The organism is Nocardioides sp. J54, assembly GCF_000519005.1.
Classification (GTDB): Bacteria; Actinomycetota; Actinomycetes; order Propionibacteriales; family Nocardioidaceae; genus Nocardioides.
The window spans coordinates 1-19,021 of record NZ_JAER01000059.1; the positions used below are offsets into that span (position 1 = coordinate 1).

At 73.5% G+C, this 19,021-nt stretch carries 16 protein-coding genes; 8 read left to right on the forward strand and 8 right to left on the reverse strand.

Annotated features, from left to right (window positions below):
• Positions 1-328 precede the first annotated feature (328 nt).
• Positions 329-862, reverse strand: a complete 534-nt coding sequence (locus NOCJ54_RS27590; RefSeq protein ID WP_051486264.1) for a Dps family protein — start codon at positions 860-862, stop codon at positions 329-331.
• Positions 863-1,087: 225 nt separating this feature from the next.
• Between NOCJ54_RS27590 and NOCJ54_RS29695 the strand changes: the two genes are divergently transcribed.
• Together NOCJ54_RS29695 and NOCJ54_RS29700 are read left to right on the forward strand one after the other, a co-directional pair.
• Positions 1,088-2,059 (forward strand): daunorubicin resistance protein DrrA family ABC transporter ATP-binding protein, encoded by a 972-nt coding sequence (locus NOCJ54_RS29695; protein ID WP_036519273.1) that lies wholly within the window; start codon positions 1,088-1,090, stop codon positions 2,057-2,059.
• Positions 2,056-2,856 (forward strand): ABC transporter permease, encoded by an 801-nt coding sequence (locus tag NOCJ54_RS29700; protein WP_028657163.1) that lies wholly within the window; start codon positions 2,056-2,058, stop codon positions 2,854-2,856. Before NOCJ54_RS29695 ends, NOCJ54_RS29700 begins: the two co-directional genes overlap by 4 nt.
• Before the next feature lie 27 nt (positions 2,857-2,883).
• Here the strand turns inward: NOCJ54_RS29700 and NOCJ54_RS0121770 are convergent, their stop codons facing one another.
• The 4 genes from NOCJ54_RS0121770 to NOCJ54_RS0121785 all read right to left on the reverse strand — a co-directional run bounded on the left by NOCJ54_RS0121770 (position 2,884) and on the right by NOCJ54_RS0121785 (position 9,109).
• Complete coding sequence (locus NOCJ54_RS0121770; protein WP_051486265.1) at positions 2,884-4,608, reverse strand: SulP family inorganic anion transporter; 1,725 nt, start codon at positions 4,606-4,608, stop codon at positions 2,884-2,886.
• Positions 4,608-4,940 (reverse strand): ArsR/SmtB family transcription factor, encoded by a 333-nt coding sequence (locus NOCJ54_RS0121775; RefSeq protein WP_028657165.1) that lies wholly within the window; start codon positions 4,938-4,940, stop codon positions 4,608-4,610. The genes NOCJ54_RS0121770 and NOCJ54_RS0121775 overlap by 1 nt, the downstream gene beginning before the upstream one ends.
• A gap of 161 nt (positions 4,941-5,101) precedes the next feature.
• Complete coding sequence (locus NOCJ54_RS0121780; protein WP_198020305.1) at positions 5,102-6,454, reverse strand: cytochrome P450; 1,353 nt, start codon at positions 6,452-6,454, stop codon at positions 5,102-5,104.
• Between the two features lie 120 nt (positions 6,455-6,574).
• Positions 6,575-9,109, reverse strand: a complete 2,535-nt coding sequence (locus tag NOCJ54_RS0121785) for a helix-turn-helix transcriptional regulator (RefSeq protein WP_157515004.1) — start codon at positions 9,107-9,109, stop codon at positions 6,575-6,577.
• A gap of 227 nt (positions 9,110-9,336) precedes the next feature.
• Between NOCJ54_RS0121785 and NOCJ54_RS0121790 the strand changes: the two genes are divergently transcribed.
• Genes NOCJ54_RS0121790 through NOCJ54_RS0121800 form a run of 3 tightly spaced genes read left to right on the forward strand, consistent with a single transcriptional unit; the run spans position 9,337 to position 13,906 of the window.
• On the forward strand, positions 9,337-10,092 hold the full coding sequence (locus tag NOCJ54_RS0121790; RefSeq protein WP_232221860.1) for an HAD family hydrolase: 756 nt from the start codon (positions 9,337-9,339) through the stop codon (positions 10,090-10,092).
• Complete coding sequence (locus tag NOCJ54_RS0121795; RefSeq protein ID WP_084255599.1) at positions 10,089-12,611, forward strand: glycoside hydrolase family 65 protein; 2,523 nt, start codon at positions 10,089-10,091, stop codon at positions 12,609-12,611. The genes NOCJ54_RS0121790 and NOCJ54_RS0121795 overlap by 4 nt, the downstream gene beginning before the upstream one ends.
• 59 nt (positions 12,612-12,670) lie before the next feature.
• Positions 12,671-13,906: an MFS transporter gene (locus tag NOCJ54_RS0121800; RefSeq protein WP_028657170.1), complete on the forward strand. Its 1,236-nt coding sequence runs from the start codon at positions 12,671-12,673 to the stop codon at positions 13,904-13,906.
• Positions 13,907-13,925: 19 nt separating this feature from the next.
• Here the strand turns inward: NOCJ54_RS0121800 and NOCJ54_RS0121805 are convergent, their stop codons facing one another.
• Genes NOCJ54_RS0121805 through NOCJ54_RS0121815 form a run of 3 tightly spaced genes read right to left on the reverse strand, consistent with a single transcriptional unit; the run spans position 13,926 to position 16,403 of the window.
• Entirely contained in the window at positions 13,926-14,816 is an 891-nt protein-coding gene (locus NOCJ54_RS0121805) for an exodeoxyribonuclease III (RefSeq protein ID WP_028657171.1), read from the reverse strand.
• Between the two features lie 37 nt (positions 14,817-14,853).
• Entirely contained in the window at positions 14,854-15,834 is a 981-nt protein-coding gene (locus NOCJ54_RS0121810) for an NAD-dependent epimerase/dehydratase family protein (protein WP_028657172.1), read from the reverse strand.
• Between the two features lie 5 nt (positions 15,835-15,839).
• Positions 15,840-16,403: an NYN domain-containing protein gene (locus tag NOCJ54_RS0121815; RefSeq protein ID WP_028657173.1), complete on the reverse strand. Its 564-nt coding sequence runs from the start codon at positions 16,401-16,403 to the stop codon at positions 15,840-15,842.
• Positions 16,404-16,480: 77 nt separating this feature from the next.
• Here NOCJ54_RS0121815 and NOCJ54_RS27595 point away from each other — a divergent pair, with 77 nt between their 5' ends.
• From NOCJ54_RS27595 to NOCJ54_RS0121830, 3 genes are read left to right on the forward strand one after another with little or no spacing between them, the layout of a single operon-like run.
• Complete coding sequence (locus tag NOCJ54_RS27595) at positions 16,481-17,302, forward strand: glycoside hydrolase family 25 protein (protein WP_051486266.1); 822 nt, start codon at positions 16,481-16,483, stop codon at positions 17,300-17,302.
• A 6-nt stretch (positions 17,303-17,308) separates the two neighbouring features.
• Complete coding sequence (gene trxA, locus NOCJ54_RS0121825) at positions 17,309-17,665, forward strand: thioredoxin (protein WP_028657174.1); 357 nt, start codon at positions 17,309-17,311, stop codon at positions 17,663-17,665.
• The gene (locus NOCJ54_RS0121830) at positions 17,658-18,722 is read left to right on the forward strand and encodes an LLM class flavin-dependent oxidoreductase (protein WP_028657175.1); all 1,065 of its coding nucleotides are present in this window, start codon (positions 17,658-17,660) and stop codon (positions 18,720-18,722) included. Before trxA ends, NOCJ54_RS0121830 begins: the two co-directional genes overlap by 8 nt.
• Positions 18,723-19,021 lie beyond the last annotated feature (299 nt).

Sequence of the window (19,021 nt, forward strand, 5' to 3'; positions counted from 1 at the left end):
GCGCGCCGCCAGCCGTCCGTCAGGGACCCGCAGTCAAGGACGCCGAAGGCGCCGCGCAGCGGGCGAGCGGAGCGAGCTCCTTGACGGCGGGGGACGGACGGCTACGGTGCGCGGCCGCCGCCACCAGCCATCAGCCATCAGCCAGAGTCACCCGAGCGCCCGCCGTACTGAGCTCGCGACAGCCCGCCATCAAGGCCCGGAGGTTTCGAGGCTCCTCGCTGGCGCTCGTCGCGCCTCAGCCACCGGGAGCAACGCTCGGCCCGGCGCTATGGCCCGCCCGCCGGGCCGGGTGAAGGGCCGGGGCGGGCGGGTCAGCCGCTGTGGGGCGTCAGGCGCGGATGGCCTCGGGCACCGAGGCGCCCGGGACGCGACGCTCGGCGTCGGTGAGCCAGGCGAGCTGCTCGAGGCGCTCGAGGATGGTGTGCAGCAGGTCGGCGGTCGTCGGGTCGGCGGCGTCGACGTCGTCGTGGATGCGACGAGCCGTGCCGCACACGGCGTAGACGGACGCCACGATCGCGTCGATCGCGTCGCCGGTCAGGACCTCGCCCTGCGGGAAGGCCGGCAGGCTGCTCTGCGCAGCGATCCGGGCGGAGGTGCCGTCCGGGACGACGTAGAGGGCACGCATGCGCTCGGCGACGTCGTCGGCGAAGGCACGGGCGGCGTCGACGATCTCGTCGAGCTGGAGGTGCAGGTCCCGGAAGTTCGGGCCCACGATGTTCCAGTGGGCCTGCTTGCCCTGGATCGCGAGGTCGCTGAGGTCGACGAGGAGCTGCTGGAGGTGGCCAGCGACGGTCTCGTCGGCGCGGTAGGCGGGGTGCGAGACGTGCCGCTCGGCGCGGTGGCGGGTTGCGGTGGTCGTCATCGGTTCTGCTTCCTTTCGTCGGATGCGATGTCTCCACAGTACCCCGCTTTTCTTGATTCATTCCAGAAAAGCAAGCCTTGCCTTCCCCCGGGAGCGGGCGGCGCAGGGGGAGCGGGGTGCGGCACATCCCCGGTACCCGGACCGGAGCCGGCGATGAGTTCCGATGTCGGTGGCGGTCCCTAGTGTTCGACACGGGGATCACGAAGAGGAGACGTAGGGACAGTCATGAGCGAACCGATGATCAGCGCGACCGGTCTGGTCAAGCGCTACAAGGACGTCGAGGCCCTCGCCGGCCTCGACCTGGCGGTGCCAGAGGGCAAGGTGCTGGCCCTGCTCGGGCCCAACGGAGCGGGCAAGACCACGGCCGTGCGCTGCCTGACCACGCTGCTGAAGCCCGACGCGGGCACGGCCCGCGTGGCCGGGATCGACGTGGTGGCCGACCCGGCCACCGCCAAGGCGAAGATCGGCCTGTCGGGGCAGTACGCCGCCGTCGACGAGCACCTCACCGCGGCCGAGAACCTCGTCATGATCGGCCGGCTCTACCACCTCGGCCGCCAGCGCTCGAAGGCCCGGGCGCAGGAGCTTCTCGAGCGGTTCGACCTCACCGAGTTCGCCGGCCGGCCCACGAAGACCTACTCCGGCGGCCAGCGCCGACGCCTCGACCTGGCGTGCGCGCTGGTCGCGGCGCCGCCGGTGATCGTGCTCGACGAGCCGACCACCGGGCTCGACCCGCGCAGCCGGCAGCTGATGTGGGACGTCATCCGCGAGCTGGTCGCCGACGGCGCGACGCTGCTGCTGACGACGCAGTACCTCGAGGAGGCCGACGTGCTCGCCGACGACATCGTGGTCATCGACCACGGCCGCGAGATCGCGCACGGGACCGCCGACGAGCTCAAGGCGCAGACCGGCGGCCAGCGGATCGAGGTCGTGCTGTCCAGCCCGGCCGACTCCGACGCCGCCGCGCGCGTCCTCAACCAGGTCGCGGTCGGCGAGGTCCAGGTCGAGGCGGGTGGGCGCGAACTGAAGGCCGCCGTCGGCGACGAGGCCGCGGGTGACCTGCTCCGCGTGCTGCAGGCCTTCGAGCGCGAGGCGGTCAAGGTCCTCGACGTCGGCCTGCGCCGGCCGACCCTCGACGACGTCTTCCTGACCCTGACCGGGCACGAGAGCACCACCGAGCAGACGGAGGCCCAGCAGTGAGCACGATCGCCCAGTCCCTCAACGACGGCTGGGTCGTCGCCCAGCGCAACCTGATCAAGATCGTCCGGGTCCCGGAGATCCTGGTCTTCGTCCTGATCAGCCCGATCATGTTCGTGCTGCTGTTCGCCTACGTCTTCGGCGGCGCGATCGAGACGCCCGGCGTCAACTACCGCGAGTGGCTGATCGCCGGCATCTTCGGCCAGACCATCGTGTTCGGCGCGACCTTCACCGGCGCCGGCCTGGCCGAGGACATGCAGAAGGGCATCATCGACCGCTTCCGGTCGCTGCCGATGTCCAACTCCGCCGTCCTCGTCGGCCGTACGGCGTCCGACGTGGTCTACAACGTGCTGTCGCTCATCATCATGGCGCTCACCGGGCTCATCGTCGGCTGGCGGATCCGCGAAGGCTTCCTCGACGCCCTCGTCGGCTTCGCCCTGCTGCTGCTCTTCGGCTACGCGATCAGCTGGGTGATGGCGATGGTCGGCCTGATGGTGCCGAGCGTCGAGGTCATCAACAACGCGTCGTTCATCGTGATCATGCCGCTGACGTTCATCTCGAACGCCTTCGTGCCGACCTCGTCGTTCAACAGCTTCCTCAAGCCGGTGGTGGAGTGGAACCCGGTCTCCGCGGTCACCCAGGCCAGCCGCGACCTGTTCGGCAACACCGGCGTCGGGCCCGGCTCCGACGCCTGGTCGCTGCAGCACCCGGTCGCCTACACGCTGATCTGGGTCGTCCTCATCATCGCCGTCTTCGCCCCGCTCTCGGTGCGGCAGTACCGCCTCTCCGCCGGCAGGTAGACGCCGCGACCGCGCCGTCCGGCCCGCTCACCCGTGGGCGGTCCGGGCGGCGTGGTCACGGGCGTGGGCGATCGCCTCCGGCGTGGTGGCGAAGAGGTGGCGCTCGTGGGCGAGGCCATCCAGGACGCCCAGCTGCTCGAGGACCGCGCGGTGCTGCGGACGGACCCCGGAGAGCAGGACGGTGACACCACGGCGCTCGAGTCGACCGATGACGTCGGCGAGCACGTGGGCACCGGTGGCGTCGATCGTGGTGACGTGCGACATCCGGAGCACGACCACGCGGACCCGGCTGACCTCGGCGAGCTCGAGCAGGAAGTCGTGGGCCGCTGCGAAGAAGAGCGGGCCGTCGATGCGGTAGGCGACGACCTGCTCGTCGAGAAGCCGCCGCTCCTCCTCCAGGTGGTCGCTGCGGTCGCCCGGCCCGCCGCGGTCGGCCGCGTCGTCGAGCGAGATCTCCTCCAGCCGCGCGGTGCGGGCCGTCTGGCGGAGGGCGAAGAACCCGGCTGCGACCAGGCCCACGAGGACGGCGGCGACCAGGTCGAGCGCGACGGTCGCGACGGCGGTCACGACCAGGGTGGCGGCGTCGCCGCGGGTGGAGCGGACCAGGGCCGACAGGCTGGACACCCGGACCATCTGCACGGCGGTGGCGACCAGCACGCCCGCCAGCGCGGCCATCGGGATCTCGGCGACCCAGCGGGCCCCGACGAGGACGACCGCCAGCAGCACCAGCGCGTGCACGAGCGCGGCCAGCCGTGACGTCGCCCCGGCGCGCACGTTGACCGCGGTCCGCGCGATCGCGGCGGTGGCGGGGAGGCCGCCGAACAGCGGGCTCGCGACGTTGGCCAGGCCCTGGCCGAGGAGCTCGCGGTCCGGCTCGTGCCGCTCACCGACGGTCATCGCGTCGGCCACGCTCGCCGAGAGCAGGCTCTCCAGGGCGCCGAGGGCGGCCACCGCCACCGCGGCGAGGAGGAGCGAGTCGAGGTGCGCCCACGGGACGGCGGGCAGGTGCGGTGCCGGCAGGCCGGAGGGCAGGTGCCCGATCGTGGCCAGGCCGCCGCCCGGGTCCCCGTCGCCGGCGTCGCGGACGACGACGTTGAGCACCGTCGCGCCGGCCACGGCCAGCAGTGCGAACGGGAAGCCGGGGCGGACCCGCGCCCCGAGCAGGATCACCGCCACGACGGCGGCGGTGCACGCCACGGCGCCCGGGTGCGGCTCCTCCAGCCACGCCCGGCCGGCCTCGACGGCGAGCACCAGCACCTTCTCGGCGTGGACGTCCACGCCGAGCGCCGAGGGCAGCTGCTGGAGCGCGATGATCGCAGCGATGCCGACGGTGAACCCCTCGATCACCGGCACCGGGATGTAGCGGACCGCGCGGCCGGCGCCGCTGAGCGCCAGGCCGAGGAGCAGGAGGCCGGCGAGCAGGCCGACCACCAGGACGCCGTCGGGGCCGTGGTCGGCGACGATCGGGACGAGCACCACCGTCATCGCCCCGGTCGGGCCGCTGACCTGGACGTGGCTCCCGCCGAACACGGCGGCCACCGCGCCAGCCACGATCGCGGTCACGACGCCCGCCCCGGCACCCACCCCGGAGCTGGCGCCGAAGCCGAGCGCGAGCGGCAGCGCAACGAGCGCCACCATGACGCCCGCGGTCAGGTCGCGGGCCGGGCGGGACCGGGTCCAGTCGTCACGCCGCGGCAGCAGGCGGGCAGCGCCGAGGGACACGGCGCCCGGGACCGGGGAGCGCCTGGCCATCAGTCCCTCGTGACGATCAGGTCGTCCTCGAACTCGGCCTGCGCCTCGGCGAGTCCGACGAGGATGGTCCGCGCCGCGAGGAGCAGGTCACGCACCTCGGGCACGCTGATGGAGTAGACGACCTGCCCACCCTGGCGTCGCGACACGACCATGGAGGTACGACGCAGCACGGCGAGCTGCTGGGACAGGTTGCTCGGCTCGATGGCGATCTGCTCGAGCAGCTCGTGCACGGCGTGGTCGCGCTCGGCGAGCAGCTCGAGGATCCGGATACGCGCGGGGTGGCCGAGGGTGCGGAAGAACTCCGCCTTGGCCTGGTAGAGCGGCACGCCCATCGTCGACCCCCGTCGGCTCGGTCGGCGCACGCCCGGTGCGCGCGCCCGCCCGACCAGCATAGGACAAGACTTGAAAAAGTCTTCAATCCATCAAGTCGAGGAGCCGCGCCGGACGAGCACGAACGCCGGCACCCCCGGGTCGGGGGCACCGGCGGGGTGCGTCAGGCGGAGATCTCGGCGCGGGCGCCCTCGAGGAGGACGGGGAGCGCCTCGACGCCGTACACGGCGGAGAGCTTGCGGAACTCGAGGTCGTCGATGTCGGCGGCCATGGCGAGGTCGGGGAAGCGCTCGGCGAGCATCCGCAGGGCGGTGCGCAGCTCCATGCGGGCGAGCTCGGCACCGACGCAGCGGTGCATGCCCCAGCCGAAGGCGAGGTGCCGGGTCGGCTCGCGGGACGGGTCGAACTCGTCGAGGCCCTCGGCGAGCGCAGGGTCGCGGTTGGCGGCCAGGAGCGAGACGCCGACGGCGTCGCCCTCCTTGATGAGCACGCCGCCCACCTCGACGTCGGTCCTGGCGAAGCGCAGGAACGCGAGCTGGACCACGCACAGGTGGCGCAGCAGCTCCTCGATCACCTTGTTGACCTGCTCGCCGTCGCCGGAGCGCAGCATCTCGCCGGCCTGCGGAGTGGTGGCGATGAGGTAGGCGCCGAGCGCAAGCATGCTGGCGGAGGTCTCGTAGCCGCCGAGGAAGACGCCGTCGGCGATACCGCCCAGCGTGACGTCGTCGAGCTCGTCACCGTGCTCCTTCAGCAGCGCGCCGATCAGGCCGTCACCGGGGTCGGCCCGCTGCTCGCGCACCGCGTTGATGAGGAACTCACGGGTGTGGGCGGCCGCCCCGAACGCGCCGGCGCCGCCCTCGGTGAGGTCGAAGCGCGCGACGCCGAGCTCGAGGAAGCGGGCGCGGTCGTCGACCGGCAGGCCGAGGAGGTCGCAGATGACGTCGAACGGTACGGCGAAGGCGAACTCCTGCACCATGTCGACCGCACGGCCGTCGCGACCGGCGGCCTCCATCGCGTCGAGGCGCTGCTGCACGATCGACTCGATCCCCGGCTGGAGACGGGCGAGGCGGCGCATCGTGAACTCGGGCGTGAGGTACTTGCGCAGCTGGGTGTGCAGCGGCGGGTCGGTCATGCCGAGGCCGCCGATCTGCTCCTCCTCGCTGCGTCCCTCCTGGGAGACGAACTGGCCGAGGTCGTTGGACCACGTCTCGGCACCGCCGGCGAGGACCTCGCGGGCGGCGTCGTACCCGCTGACCAGCCACACGCCGCGGCCGAAGAGCTCCGCGAGTTTCTTCACCGGCTGCTCGGCCTGCACCCGCTTCATCTCGGGGAGCGGGTCGAGGCCGTCGCGCTTGAGCGGCAGCGTGACCGACTCCGGCAGGAAGCGCAGCTTCCGCAGGTCGATGCCGTTGCGCATGGTCCGGTTCAAGAGCCACACGCCCACGCGCTGCTTGACCGGTCCGAGGACCGGGTCGAGCACGGGCCCGATGACCGAGCCGATGAAGGGGAGCCGCATGAGTCGTATTCCACCAGAACGTGGAGCCCTTGGCAGATCGGTGGGTCCCCTGAGGCGACCCTGATCCTGAGAGATGCGTCTCGTCGGCCACCGCAGGCGTGCCACCACCGGCGGCCGCCGTCAGGAGGCGACGGAGTCGACCAGCCCGAGCGCCCGGGCCCGGGCCAGCGCCTCCTTCCGGCCGCCGGCACCGAGCTTGCGGTAGAGCGCAGTCGCCTGGTCCTGCACCGTGCTCGACGGGACGACCAGCTCCGCGGCGGTCTGCTCGACGCTCAGCCCGCGCGCCAGGCAGTCGAGGACGACCTGCTCGTGCTCGGCGAGGGTGACCACCTCGACCTGGTCCGGGAACACGGTGGGCACGCCGACGCGGAACCCGAGCAGGTCGCCCAGCTCGACGGTGTCGGCCAGCCGCTCGCGCAGCCGCGGGGGCAGCTGCGCCACCGACGACCAGCACCGGTGCCGCCGCAGCAGCCGGGCCGCGCGCTCCCCCGGCGGCCGGCCCGGGCTGGACCAGCCGAGCTCGGCCTGCGCGGCGGCCTGCAGCAGGGCGAGGTCGAGCCGGTGGCGCAGCCAGGCGTCCTCGGACAGCGCCTCGACCAGCACGTCCTCGGGGCGACCCTCGAGCGCGGCCAGCCGGGCCCGTCGTACGACGGCCCAGTCGGCGTCTTGCGTCGCCTCGGCCAGCACCCGCCGGGCCAGGGTGCCCTGGCCGGCCGCCGTGCGGGCGTCGACCTCGAGCTGGGCCAGCACCACGTGGGCCCAGGTGCCCGGCTGGCAGTGGGCCGGGTGCAGCTCGCGCGCCCGGTCGAGCTCGACCAGGACGGTGGACGGGTCGCCCCACATCAGCTCGTAGCCCGCCACCGCGAGCAGGACGAAGGGCCACGTCTCGCCCCCGGTCCGCAGCCGGAGCCCGTCGACGACGGTCCGCGCCTCGTGCTCGCGCATCTCCTCGACGGCGAGGGCGAACCGGGCGAGGTCGTGGAAGACCTGCAGGCAGGGCGGCACGACGACGTCCGACGCCGTCGTGGCGTCGGCCAGGTGCTGGCGCGCACCGACCGCGTCACCGGTCACGGCGGCGACCAGGGCCAGGGCACTGGCCGCGGTGGCGGCGACGGCGTGGGAGGGGTCGTGGCAGCTCCAGTGCCGGGCCTCGCGGAAGCAGTCCACGGCGCGGGACCACTCGTCGGCCAGCAGCCAGGTGATGCCGGTCTGCAGCCACAGGGTGGGCAGCATCTCGAGCACGGCGGGGTTGTCGTCGCGGGCGAGCGCGCGGCAGGCCGGCTCGGCGGCCGACTCCGCGAGCTCGGCGGCGTCGCCGATCCGGCCGGACACCCGCGCGTCACCCATCTCGACCAGCGCCCGCGCCGCGCGCCCGAGGGGCGTCGCTCCGGCACCGCCGAGCAGCCGGGCGGTGTCGATGCCCTCCGGCCAGTCGGCACCGTCCTTCGCCCAGGCGCGGTACGCCGTCGCCGCCATCGAGACGGTCGGCCGGTCTCCGACACCGGCGCGGCCGACCACCTCGAGGACGCGGGCCATCAGCGCGGCGTCGTACGCCACGAACATCCAGGCATCCTCGAAGAGGTCGACGAGCAGGTCGGAGTCGTCCATCTCGAGCACCTGCCGGAACGCCTCGCGCCACCGGTCCTCCCGCCTGGCCTCCTCCAGCAGCTCGCGCTGGAGGGCCTGCCGCTCCTGCGCACCCCAGGTGCACGGGGCCAGGCGGAGCGCGGGGCGCACCACGTCGGGGACCTCGAGCAGGACCTCGTTGCCGCGTGCGACCTCGCGCAGCATCCCGAGCTCGACCAGCCGCCCGACCAGCGGCGCCGGGTCCGGGTCGTCGGCGATCCTCGCGACGGCCCGGGCGTCGAGCCGGCCGAGGTGCGACGCCCGGGTGAGCAGCTCGAGCTCTGCCGGCACGAGGCGGTCGACCAGCCAGCTCGCCACCTCGTCGTCGAGGGCCGCCGCGGCGGCCTCGAGGGTCGCGGCCCGGCTGAGGGAGGGGTCGCCACCGAGCTCGGCGAGGACCCGGGTGGCACGGTCGACCAGCACCGCCCAGCCGTCGTACCGGCGCAGCCAGGCCTGCACCAGCTCGTCACACTCCACCCCACGCCGGCGCGCGAGCTCGACCACCTCCTCGGGGCGCAGCCGCAGGTCTTCACGGTCGAGGACGGTGACCTCCACGAGCGGGTGGAGGAGCGGGAGCGACGGCGTCCGCAGGGTCGTGGCGAGCACGAAGAGGTTGTCGTGCCGGTGCGCGAGCCGGGCGGCCGAGACGAGCAACTCCTGGTCGTCCGCCGGCACGTCCTCGAGCACGACGACGACCCGTCCCGCGGTGCGCAAGAGGCGACCCAGCGCCGCGACCGGGTCGCGGCGCCGCCGGACCCGCAGCCCGAGGCCGTCGGCGACGCGGCGCCAGACCTCGGTGGGGTCCTCCCCGGGCAGGACGTCCACCCACGCGACCGCGAGGTCGTCGGACGGCCGGGCCCGGAGCCAGGACGCGAGCGCCGTCGTCCGGCCGGTCCCCTGCGGCGCGACGACGAGCGTCATCGGTGACCACTGGTCGAGGGCCTGCTCGACGTGCCGGCGCACGACGAGGTCGCCGGGCAGCCGTGGCAGCCCCCAGCGGTCAGGCGTTGTTGCACGCAGACCTTGCATCGATCCCCCAGTGACGAGCCGGCGGTGTTGCCCCACGCCGGTCGGACCGCATCACGGTAGAACGTCGTCGCGCGTCCTCGAATGCGATTGTTGACATCGGACCCCCTGACGCCGGTTTCTTTACCCTCCCCGAGCGCACGCCGAACCTCCCGGCCGCCGGACCCGGTCACCTCCGTCACACCTTCGCGACCGCGTGTCGACACCCGCCGTGCCGTTAGCCTGAGTCCGTGCCTGACACCTCAGTGGACTGGGACCAGTACGACGCCGTGCTCTTCGACCTCGACGGCGTCGTCACGCCGACGGCGGAGGTGCACATGCACGCCTGGGCGGCGATGTTCTCCGCCTTCCTCGCGGCGCAGTCCGCGCGCGACGGGGTCGACTACCCGGCGTACACCGACCAGGACTACTTCGACCACGTGGACGGCAAGCCGCGCTACGACGGCGTGCGCTCCTTCCTCGAGTCTCGCGGGATCAGCCTCCCGGAGGGCACGCCCGACGACCCGCCGGACGCGGAGACCGTGTGCGGGCTGGGCAACCGCAAGAACGACGCGTTCAACGACGTGCTCGCCGCGGAGGGTGTGGCGGCCTACCCCGGCTCGGTGCGGCTGATCGAGCAGCTGCACGCGCAGGGCAAGCCGATGGCGGTCGTCTCGTCGTCGCGCAACGCCCCCGCGGTGCTGGAGGCCGCTGGCCTGAGCCACTACTTCGCGACCGTCATGCACGGCGGGCTGGCTGCCGAGCTGGGCCTGCCGGGCAAGCCGGCCCCTGACACCTTCGCCCACGCCGCGGAGACGCTCGGCGCGACCAACGCGCGGTCGGTGGTTCTGGAGGACGCGATCAACGGCGTCGCCGCCGGCCGGGCCGGGGACTTCGGGCTGGTGATCGGCGTCGACCGCGGCGCCGGTGCGAAGGCGCTCACCGACGCGGGTGCGGACGTGGTGGTCGCCGACCTGGCCGAGCTGGTGGCGGGAGACGCCGCGTGAACGCCTTCGAGGGCCCCTCGCACAAGGCGCCGCCGCTGACCGACCCGCTCGACCGCACCCGCTTCCCCGCCGACGAGTGGCGCCTGGTCGAGACCCGCTTCGACTCCTCCGACCTGGGCATGACCGAGTCGCTGTTCACCGTCGGCAACGGCTACCTGGGCCTGCGCGGCAACTACTCCGAGAGCCGCGACGCCCACCTGGACGGCTCGTTCATCAACGGCTTCCACGAGACCTGGCCGATCTCCCACGCGGAGGAGGCCTACGGCTTCGCCCGTATCGGGCAGACGATCGTCAACGTCCCGGACCCGAAGGTGATCCGGCTCTACGTCGACGACGAGCCGTTGCAGGTGTCGGTCGCCGACCTCATCGAGTACGAGCGCGCGCTCGACTTCCGCACCGGTGTGCTCACCCGCGACCTGCTGTGGCGCACGCCCGGCGGCAAGCGGGTGCGGATCCGCAGCACCCGCATGGTGCCGCTCGAGCAGCGCCACCTCGCCGTGCTGACCTTCGAGGTCACCCTGCTCGACCAGCGGGCGTCCCTGGCGATCTCCTCGCAGCTGATCAACCGGCAGGACATGGAGAAGGAGGAGGCCGACGCCTCCGGCGACGACTCCGGCGAGGGCGGCGCCGACCCGCGCAAGGCGGAGATGTTCGAGCGCCGCGTGCTGGTGCCGCGCCTGCACGGCGCCGACCGCGAGACCGGCCGGATCAAGCTCGGCTTCCGTACCGCGGAGAGCGGGATGACCCTCGGGGTCGTCGCCGACCACACGCTCGAGACCGAGGCGTCGTACTCCATGGAGGTCCACTCCGAGGACGACATGGCGAAGGTGATCTACCGGATCGCCGCCGAGCCCGACGTCCCGGTGCGGTTGACCAAGCTGGTGTCCTTCCACACCGCCACCACGGTGCCACCGCGCGAGCTGATCGACCGCTGCGAGCGCACGCTGGACCGCACCCACGAGGAGGGCGTCGAGCAGCAGTTCGCCGCCCAGGAGGCATGGCTGGCGGACTTCTGGGCCCGCGCCGACGTCGAGGTGCCCGGCCACCCGGCGCTGCAGCAGGCGATCCGCTGGAACATCTTCTCGATCCTCCAGGCGTCGGCGCGCGCCGAGGGGCAGGGCATCGCGGCGAAGGGGGTGAGCGGCTCGGGGTACGGCGGCCACTACTTCTGGGACACCGAGATCTACGTGATGCCGTTCCTCACCTACACGCTGCCGTGGGCCGCCCGGAACGCGCTGCGCTTCCGCTACTCCCTGTTGGGCAACGCGCGCCACCGCGCCCGCGAGCTGTCGCAGAAGGGCGCGCTCTACCCGTGGCGCACGATCAACGGCCACGAGGCGTCGGCCTACTACGCCGCCGGCACCGCGCAGTACCACATCGACGCGGACATCGCCTACGCCCTGAGCCAGTACGTCGGGGCGACCGGCGACGAGGAGTTCCTCAGCCGCGAGGCCGTCGACATCTTCGTCGAGACCGCGCGGATGTGGGCCGACCTCGGCTTCTGGCGCGACGAGAACAAGCGCACCTTCCACATCCACGGCGTCACCGGGCCGGACGAGTACACGACCGTGGTGAACGACAACCTCTACACGAACGTCCTCGCGCGCTTCAACCTCCGTCGCGCCGCCCGGGCGGTGTGGGAGCTGCAGCGCAACGACCCGGACGCCTACCAGGCGCTGGTCCGTCGTACCGGCCTGACCGAGGAGGAGCCGGAGGAGTGGGCGCAGTGCGCGCAGGGGATGTTCATCCCCTACGACGAGTTCCTCGGCATCCACCCGCAGGACGCGCACTTCCTCGAGCGCGAGATGTGGGACCTGGAGAACACCCCGCTCGACAAGCGGCCGCTGCTGCTGAACTACCACCCGCTGGTGATCTACCGCTTCCAGGTGCTCAAGCAGGCCGACGTGGTGCTCGCGCTCTTCCTGCAGGGCGAGGAGTTCACCGCGGAGCAGAAGAAGGCGGACTTCGACTACTACGACCCGATCACCACCGGTGACTCGACGCTGTCGGCGGTCGTGCAGTCGATCATCGCCGCCGAGGTCGGCTACCACGACCTCGCGCTGCGCTACTTCGTCGCGGCGCTCTTCGTCGACCTCGCGGACCGGCACAACAACACCGCCGACGGCGTGCACGTCGCCTCGACCGGCGGCGTGTGGAGCGCCCTGGTGTCCGGCTTCGGCGGCTTCCGCGACATCGGCTCCGGCGCGGGCGACCAGCAGTGGCAGATCGACCCGCGGCTGCCCGACGGCTGGGAGTCGCTGACCTACCGGGTCACCCTCCAGGGCACCCGGCTGCGGGTGACCGTGCGGCCCGAGGAGCTGGAGCTGTACGTCGAGGAGGGCACCGGCCCGGTCACGCTGTCCGTGCGCGGGGAGCTGGTCAAGGTCGGCGCCGGCGCGCCGGTGACCGTCGCGCTCGAGCACCAGGGTCCGCGGCTGGGCGGCGAGCCGCCGTACCCCGCCGGGATCCAGCGCGCGGACGGGACCGTGATCTCGGCGATCGTGCCGTCCGGCGACTGAGTTATCCGCCCAGCGAGACAGATTCGTCTCGCTGGACGGACAGGTGGTTCACTGGGACGATGACCGCGACCGAGGCTGCGCCGACCCGCACGGTCTCCGGCGCCCGGCGCTGGGCGATGCTGGCAGTGAGCACCGGCGGGCAGGCCGCGTCCGCCGCGATGGTCGTGGCGCCGAGCTTCCTCATCCCCGAGCTGCACCGGCCGGTCGCCGACGGCGGCTACGGGATGTCGCTGGCCGAGGCCGGCCTGGTCGCCTCGGCGGCGATGACCGGGATGATGGTCTCGCTCGTCGCGTGGGGCCTGGTCGTCGACCGCCGCGGCGAGCGGTTCGCACTCCTGGGCGGTCTCGTCATCGCCGCGCTCGGCGGTGCGGCCGCCACGCTGACGGGTGACCCGTGGCCGATGGCCGCCGCGCTGGCCGTCGGCGGCGTCGGCGCCGCGGCGACCAACTCCGCCTCCGGCCGGGTGGTCGTCGGCTGGTTCCCGCCGGAGCGGCGCGGGCTGGCGATGGGCATCCGGCAGACGGGGCAGCCGCTCGGCGTGGGCCTGTCCGCGGGCACGGTCGCGGTGATCGCCCACCACCACGGCATCGGCCCGGCCCTGCTCGTGCCGACGCTAGCCACGGCCCTCAGCGCGGTCCTGGTGGCGCTCGTCGTCCTCGACCCGCCCCGGCCGCCGCGGGTGGCGACCGGCACGGCCACGAACCCCTACCGGCAGGACGGCTTCCTGGCCCGCGTGCACGGTGCGTCGGTGCTGCTGGTCGTGCCGCAGTTCCTGGTGTGGACCTTCGGCCTGACCTGGCTGGTGACCGACCTCGGCTGGTCGCCGGGCGTCGCCGGCCTGGTCGTCGCCGGCACCCAGGTCGCGGGCGCCGCAGCCCGCGTCGCCGCCGGCTGGGTCTCCGACCGGGTCGGCGGCCGGATGCGGCCGATGCGGGCGGTCGCCGTCGTCGCGGCCGCGACCATGGCGCTCCTCGGCCTCGCCGCAGCTGGCGCCGACTCGTCCGGCGCGGTCGCTGCGGCGGCGGTGGTGCTGCTGGTCGTCGCGTCGGCCGTGACCGTCGCCGACAACGGGCTGGCCTTCACCGCGGTCGCCGAGCGGGCGGGGCCGTACTGGTCCGGGCGTGCGCTCGGGCTGCAGAACACCGCGCAGCACGTCGCCGCGGTCGCGGTGCCGCCGCTGGCGGGGCTGGCGATCACGGCCTCCGGCTACGGGACGACGTTCGCCCTCGCGGCGCTCTTCCCGCTCCTCGCGGTCGCGGTGGTGCCGGTGCGCGGCGAGCGCGGCGTGGCCTGACCCTCCCGGCTCCGTCCGGTCAGGCCAGGGCGTCGAGGTCGTAGTCGACGACCACCGGCGCGTGGTCGCTGAGTCGCACGCCGAGGTGCTCGCGATCGACGACCGCGACCTGCGCCGCGCGGGCGAGTCGCGGGGTGGCCAGGTGGTAGTCGATGCGCCAGCCGGCGTCCTTCTCGTAGGCGCGGCCCAGCCAGCTCCACCACGAGTACGGCCCGTCGACGTCCGGGTTGAGCCGGCGCACGACGTCGACGAGGGTGCGCGGGCTGAGCTGGGCGTCGAGCCACGCGCGCTCCTCGGGCAGGAAGCCCTCGACCTGGTTGCTGCGCCGCCAGTTCGCCACGTCGTGGCGGGTGTGCGCGATGTTGAGGTCGCCGGTCAGCAGGAACTCACGGCCCTGCGCAGCAGCCGCCTTGCGCGACGCGGCGAGGTGGCGGGCGAAGCCGGCCATGAACTTCATCTTGCGGGCGTGCTTCGCGCCCCCGTCCGGCGCCTCGCGCATCCGCCGCGGGTCCTGCAGGTGGGCCGGCAGCCCGCCCTTGGGCAGGTAGAGGCTGGCGACGGTGAGGGGTACGTCGGCCAGGTCGACCTCCACGTAGCGGCCCTCGGTCGCGTGCGTGCGCAGCGCCCGCGGCAGGGGGCGGTCGGGGTCGGTGACCGACCAGGTCCGCACGGCAGCCGGCGGCTGGCGGGTCAGCACGGCGACCCCGTTGCGCCCGGCGAGCTCGCCGGCGTCGTACGCCGCGTGGAAGTCGCCGAAGGCGCCCTCCGGCAGCGCGTCGACCGGGCAGCGCACCTCCTGCAGGGTGACGACGTCGCAGCCGCGGGTCGCGAGCCAGTCGTCGAAGCCGCGGCGGTGCGCGGCGCGGATGCCGTTGATGTTGGCGGTGGCGATGCGGAACGGGCGAGGCACCCGAGGAGGCTAGGTGACGGCGGGCCGCAGCCCGAAGTCAGCGCTCGCGCCAGCGCGCGAGCAGCCCGGCCTCCCGGGCCCGGTCGATGCCGGTGACCACCGCGGCCGGGTCGGCGGCCAGCCACGCGCGGGTGTCGCGGGTGGTCTCGGCGAGCGGGCGCACGACCAGCCCGGCGTCGAGGGCGGGCTGCTGGTCGTGGGCCAGCATGCCGTCGTACTCGGGGCGGGGGAGCCACACCGGGATGCTGTCGGGGCCGGCCCACGGCTCGACACCCTCAGCCTGGAGGAAGTCCTGGTCGACCCAGGCGAGGTCGGCGTCGGGGAGGCACTCGCCGAGGAAATCGCCGAAGGGCACCACCGGTCCGACGGCGTCGAACGTGCCGCCGGTGCGCTGCTCGGCCACGGTGACCAGCCACGCGGCGAGGTCGCGCACGTCGATGACCTGCACCGGCGCGGCGGGGTCGCCGGGCGCGAGCACGGGGCCGGTCTCCTCCGAGCGCGCCGCCCAGTAGGTGAACCGCCCGCTGGGGTCGCCGGGCCCGACGATCAGGCCGGGCCGCACGACCGCGACGTCCGGGTGGGCGTCGAGGACCAGCCGCTCGCAGGCGACCTTCATCCCGCCGTACGCGTCGGGGTCGGTCGCGAGGTCGACGTCGTCGATGACCGGCTCGCGCAGCCGGCCGGCGCCGGGCCCGGCCGGGTCGGCGTCGTCGGCGTAGACCGAGATGGTGGACACGAACACCCAGTGCGGGTCGCCGGGAACCTCCGCGAAGGCGGTGAGGGCGCTACGCACGTGCGAGGGCTGGCGGGCGACGTCGACGACCGCGTCGTAGGGCCCGACCGCGCCCAGCTCGGGCGGCGCCTCCCCGGCCCGGTCCCAGTGCACGCCGGCCACACCGTCGGGCAGGCCGCCGGAGACGCCGCGGTTGGCCGCGACCACCTCGTGGCCGCGGCGCACGGCCTCCGCCGCCACCTCGCGGGACAGGAACCGGTTGCCACCCAGGACCAGCAGTCGCATCGGGCTCAGATGAACTGGGTCGGGTCGAACTCGTCGATCGGGATGATCCGCACGCGCGGCAGCCGCTCGTTGAACGCGTTCACGTCGTACTCGAGGTCGAAGAACTCCAGGCCCCGCGACGCCAGCTGGGCGAAGCCTGCGTTGCGGAACTCCGAGAAGCCCATGAGGCCGACCCGGCGCTCGTCGTCGAGGAGGTCCTCGACCTGGTCGAGGAAGTCACCGTCGTTGCTGACCAGCACCACGTCGTCGTCGCGCTCCGCGAGCGCGACCAGGGTGCGCTGGATGGCGATGTCGACGACCTTCTGGCCGGGCCCGCCCGACAGCGGGATCGGCTTGAAGCCGATCGCCAGCAGCGCCTGCACGAACGACATCGGCAGCTCGGCGTTGGCGGCGAGGAAGAACAGGCCGTTGGCCTGCTGGCCCCAGCGTCGCTCGACGAACTGCAGGAGGCGCTCCCAGCGGGGGCGCTCCTCGGGCCGCGGCCGCCGGCCGAGGATCGAGGTCCCCAGCGTCGCGTCGATGTTCTCCCCGTCGACGAGGACGTGGGTGGTGCGGGCGGTCTCGGCCATGGTCCGACCCTAGCCCCACCGGCGCGCGCCGTCCCCTGCCGTGTGCTGACGTGGCCGCCGGCGGCAGGATGAGCCGGGTGAGGACCCTGCTGCGACGTACCGGCTCCCTGCCGGCCGGCCTGCTGGCCGTCGCCCTGCTGCTCGCCGGCTGCGGGGACGACGGCGCGAAGAACGGCGGGCCCACGTCCACGCCACCGACTCCCTCCGGCTCCTCGACGGGTACGACGACCACCCCGGCGGTGCCCGACCCGTCCCCGGACAGGTCGACCTCGACCGCACCCCCGTCCGCCACGCGCACGCCGGAGCCCGAGCCGCGGCGGGGCATCGACGCCTCGCACCACCAGGGCCCGATCGACTGGCGGCAGGTCGCGGACGCCGGCATCACGTTCGCCTACCTCAAGGCCAGCGAGGGCACCGGCTTCACCGACCCCCGCTTCGCGGAGAACCGCCGTGCCGCGACCCGCGCCGGCATCGACGTCGCCGGCTACCACTACTTCCAGCTCTGCTCCGACGGCGGCGCGCAGGCGCAGCACTTCCTCGACGTCGTCGGCGACGAGCCGGCAGCGATCCCGCACGCACTCGACCTGGAGCTGGCCGGCAGCTGCACCACCCCGCCGCCCGCGGAGACCCTGCTGGCCGAGGTCCGCGAGTTCCTCGACGTCGTCGACCGGCGCACCGGCCGCCGCACGCTGGTCTACCTCTACCCGGACTTCGAGGAGCGGTTCGGGTTCGCCGACGACCTCGCCGACCACCCGCAGTGGGTACGACGCCTCGGCGACCGCCCGCCGCGCCGGGACTGGACCGTGTGGCAGCACGACGACGCCGGCTCGGTCCCGGGCATCTCCGGCGGGGTCGACCTCAACCTCGCGAGGGAATCCCTCACCGACCCCGGACGTTGAGCAGTCATGTCCACCATCGACCTGACCGCCGGCAACTTCGAGAGCACCGTCCTCGACAACGAGATCGTGTTCGTCGACTTCTGGGCGTCGTGGTGCGGCCCGTGCCGCAACTTCGCCCCGATCTACGAGGCTGCCTCCGAGCAGCACAGCGACCTGGTCTTCGGCTCGGTCAACACCGAGGAGGAGCAGCAGCTGGCCGCCGCCGCGCAGGTCACCTCGATCCCCACGCTGATGGCCTTCAAGAAGGGCCACCTGGTCTTCTCGCAGGCCGGCGCGCTGCCCGCGCAGGCGCTCGAGCAGGTCGTCACCGCGGTGCGCGACTTCGACGTCGAGGCCGCAGCACGTGAGGCCGGCGATGCCTGAGCTCCAGCTCGGGCTCGACACCTTCGGCGACGTCACCGTCGACGAGGCCACCGGGGAGCCGTTGCCGTACCCCCAGGTCATCCGCAACGTGGTCGCCGAGGCGGAGCTGGCCGACCAGGTCGGCGTCGACGCCATCGGCATCGGTGAGCACCACCGCGACGACTTCGCGGTCTCCTCCCCCGACATGGTGCTGGCCGCGGTCGCTGCCCGCACCGAGCGGATCCTGCTCGGCACCGCCGTCACCGTCCTCAGCTCCGACGACCCGGTGCGCGTCTACGAGCGCTTCGCCACCCTCGACGCGCTCTCCCACGGCCGCGCCGAGGTCACCCTGGGCCGCGGCTCGTTCACCGAGTCCTTCCCGCTCTTCGGCCTCGACCTCGCCGACTACGACCGCCTCTTCGCCGAGAAGCTCGACCTCTGGGCCGCCCTGCAGGGCGAGGGCACCGTCACCTGGGACGCCGGCGAGCTGCGCCCGCCACTGCGCGGCGCCCGCATCTTCCCGCGCACCGAGCGCGGCTCGATCCCCACCTGGATCGGGGTCGGCGGCTCCCCCGAGTCCGTCGTGCGCACCGCCCGGTACGGCTTCCCGCTGATGCTCGCGATCATCGGCGGCGACCCGGCGCGCTTCGGGCCGTACACCGACCTCTACCGCCGCGCCCTGCAGGAGCTCGAGCAGCCCGACCTCCCGATCGGGGTGCACTCCCCCGGCTTCGTCGCCGACACCGACGAGGAGGCCCGCGAGCTGCTCTACCCGCACTTCAAGGCCCAGCGCGACCGGATCGGCGCCGAGCGCGGCTGGGGCCCGGTCACCCGCGCGCAGTACGACGCCGAGGTGGATCACGGCGCCCTGTTCGTCGGTTCACCGGAGACCGTCGCCCGCAAGATCGCCACCACCGTGCGGGTCCTGGGCATCCAGCGCTTCGACCTCAAGTACTCCAACGGCGGCGTCCCCCACGAGCGGGCGATGCGCAGCATCGAGCTCTACGGCACCCGGGTGATCCCACGGGTGCGCGAGCTGCTGGCCGAGGAGTCGGCCGAGGCCTCGCTGGTCGACTGACCCACCCGCTCGTCCCGTGGTCCAGCCGCCGGTGGTTGAGGTGCGAGGCCGCCCGCGGCCGAGCCTCGAAACCAGCGGCACCGGTGCACCGGACTGTGCCCACCACAGTCCGCCCAGGAGGCCCGGAGGTTTCGAGGCTCGTCGCTGGCGCTCCTCGCACCTCAACCACCGGGTGGGGACCGCGCGTCGCTGGCACTCCTCGCACCTCAACCACCGGGCGGGAACGGCGCGTCGCTGGCGCTCCTCGCACCTCAACCACCGGGTGGGGACGGCGCGTCGCTGGCACTCCTCGCGCCTCA